This window comes from Pseudomonas rhizoryzae (assembly GCF_005250615.1).
Classification (GTDB): domain Bacteria; phylum Pseudomonadota; class Gammaproteobacteria; order Pseudomonadales; family Pseudomonadaceae; genus Chryseomonas; species Chryseomonas rhizoryzae.
This window is the reverse complement of the sequence record NZ_SULM01000036.1, coordinates 1-3,178: the sequence shown is the minus strand read 5'-3', so window position 1 is coordinate 3,178 and position 3,178 is coordinate 1. Positions and strand designations below refer to the sequence as shown.

Sequence of the window (3,178 nt, the reverse complement as noted above, 5' to 3'; positions counted from 1 at the left end):
TCTGGTCTTTGATCAGAACTGTTCTTTAAAAAATTGGGAAAGTGATAGAAGTAGACACATTGATTGTTTTCACTGGCAATCGATGTCGTCAAGGTAAAATCTTGCGAACTCAAGCGCAAGTTTTCGGCGAAATGTCGTCTTCACTCATCTAACGCCTGCAGATCGGTAGCGTCCTTGGACGCCAGCGAGATTGCTTGGGGTTATATGGTCAAGTGAAGAAGCGCATACGGTGGATGCCTTGGCAGTCAGAGGCGATGAAAGACGTGATAGCCTGCGATAAGCTTCGGTGAGGTGGCAAATGACCTGTGACCCGGAGATCTCTGAATGGGGGAACCCACCTAGGATAACCTAGGTATCTTAACCTGAATCCATAGGGTTAAGAGGCGAACCAGGGGAACTGAAACATCTAAGTACCCTGAGGAACAGAAATCAACCGAGATTCCCTTAGTAGTGGCGAGCGAACGGGGACCAGCCCTTAAGTTGGTTTGAGAGTAGCGGAACGCTCTGGAAAGTGCGGCCATAGTGGGTGATAGCCCTGTACGCGAAACGCTCTTATCAATGAAATCGAGTAGGACGGGGCACGAGAAACCCTGTCTGAATATGGGGGGACCATCCTCCAAGGCTAAATACTCCTGACTGACCGATAGTGAACCAGTACCGTGAGGGAAAGGCGAAAAGAACCCCGGAGAGGGGAGTGAAATAGAACCTGAAACCGTATGCGTACAAGCAGTGGGAGCCTACTTTGTTAGGTGACTGCGTACCTTTTGTATAATGGGTCAGCGACTTATTTTCAGTGGCGAGCTTAACCGAATAGGGGAGGCGTAGCGAAAGCGAGTCTTAATAGGGCGTCTAGTCGCTGGGAATAGACCCGAAACCGGGCGATCTATCCATGAGCAGGTTGAAGGTTAGGTAACACTGACTGGAGGACCGAACCCACTCCCGTTGAAAAGGTAGGGGATGACTTGTGGATCGGAGTGAAAGGCTAATCAAGCTCGGAGATAGCTGGTTCTCCTCGAAAGCTATTTAGGTAGCGCCTCATGTATCACTCTGGGGGGTAGAGCACTGTTTCGGCTAGGGGGTCATCCCGACTTACCAAACCGATGCAAACTCCGAATACCCAGAAGTGCCGAGCATGGGAGACACACGGCGGGTGCTAACGTCCGTCGTGAAAAGGGAAACAACCCAGACCGTCAGCTAAGGTCCCAAAGTCCTGGTTAAGTGGTAAACGATGTGGGAAGGCTTAGACAGCTAGGAGGTTGGCTTAGAAGCAGCCACCCTTTAAAGAAAGCGTAATAGCTCACTAGTCGAGTCGGCCTGCGCGGAAGATGTAACGGGGCTCAAACCAGGCACCGAAGCTACGGGTATCACCTTTGGTGATGCGGTAGAGGAGCGTTCTGTAAGCCTGTGAAGGTGAGTTGAGAAGCTTGCTGGAGGTATCAGAAGTGCGAATGCTGACATGAGTAACGACAATGCGAGTGAAAAACTCGCACGCCGAAAGACCAAGGGTTCCTGCGCAACGTTAATCGACGCAGGGTGAGTCGGTCCCTAAGGCGAGGCTGAAAGGCGTAGTCGATGGGAAACGGGTTAATATTCCCGTACTTCTAGTTACTGCGATGGGGGGACGGAGAAGGCTAGGCCAGCTTGGCGTTGGTTGTCCAAGTTTAAGGTGGTAGGCTGACTGTTTAGGTAAATCCGGACGGTCAAGGCCGAGAGCTGATGACGACCCTTCTTTTAGAAGGGGAAGTGGTTGATGCCATGCTTCCAGGAAAAGCCTCTAAGCTTCAGGTAACTAGGAACCGTACCCCAAACCGACACAGGTGGTCGGGTAGAGAATACCAAGGCGCTTGAGAGAACTCGGGTGAAGGAACTAGGCAAAATGGCACCGTAACTTCGGGAGAAGGTGCGCCGGTGAGGGTGAAGGGTTTACCCCGTAAGCTCATGCCGGTCGAAGATACCAGGCCGCTGCGACTGTTTATTAAAAACACAGCACTCTGCAAACACGAAAGTGGACGTATAGGGTGTGACGCCTGCCCGGTGCCGGAAGGTTAATTGATGGGGTTAGCGCAAGCGAAGCTCTTGATCGAAGCCCCGGTAAACGGCGGCCGTAACTATAACGGTCCTAAGGTAGCGAAATTCCTTGTCGGGTAAGTTCCGACCTGCACGAATGGCGTAACGATGGCGGCGCTGTCTCCACCCGAGACTCAGTGAAATTGAAATCGCTGTGAAGATGCAGTGTATCCGCGGCTAGACGGAAAGACCCCGTGAACCTTTACTGTAGCTTTGCACTGGACTTTGAGCTTGCTTGTGTAGGATAGGTGGGAGGCTTTGAAGGGGGGACGCCAGTTCCCCTGGAGCCATCCTTGAAATACCACCCTGGCAACCTTGAGGTTCTAACTCTGGTCCGTCATCCGGATCGAGGACAGTGTATGGTGGGCAGTTTGACTGGGGCGGTCTCCTCCTAAAGAGTAACGGAGGAGTACGAAGGTGCGCTCAGACCGGTCGGAAATCGGTCGCAGAGTATAAAGGCAAAAGCGCGCTTGACTGCGAGACAGACACGTCGAGCAGGTACGAAAGTAGGTCTTAGTGATCCGGTGGTTCTGTATGGAAGGGCCATCGCTCAACGGATAAAAGGTACTCCGGGGATAACAGGCTGATACCGCCCAAGAGTTCATATCGACGGCGGTGTTTGGCACCTCGATGTCGGCTCATCACATCCTGGGGCTGAAGCCGGTCCCAAGGGTATGGCTGTTCGCCATTTAAAGTGGTACGCGAGCTGGGTTTAGAACGTCGTGAGACAGTTCGGTCCCTATCTGCCGTGGACGTTTGAGATTTGAGAGGGGCTGCTCCTAGTACGAGAGGACCGGAGTGGACGAACCTCTGGTGTTCCGGTTGTCACGCCAGTGGCATTGCCGGGTAGCTATGTTCGGAAGAGATAACCGCTGAAAGCATCTAAGCGGGAAACTTGCCTCAAGATGAGATCTCACTGGAGCCTTGAGCTTCCTGAAGGGCCGTCGAAGACTACGACGTTGATAGGTCGGGTGTGTAAGCGCTGTGAGGCGTTGAGCTAACCGATACTAATTGCCCGTGAGGCTTGACCATATAACACCCAAACAATCTGACCGCGTGTCAGAGCGTGAGGAAGACGACGCCGAAAACGGCGCGTGGGTTCGCAAGACCC

General features: G+C 52.8%; 1 rRNA gene. It reads left to right on the top strand.

The annotated features are described in order from the left end of the window. Window positions 1-206 precede the first annotated feature (206 nt). Window positions 207-3,099: ribosomal RNA gene (locus FAZ11_RS24535) — 23S ribosomal RNA — on the top strand. Window positions 3,100-3,178 lie beyond the last annotated feature (79 nt).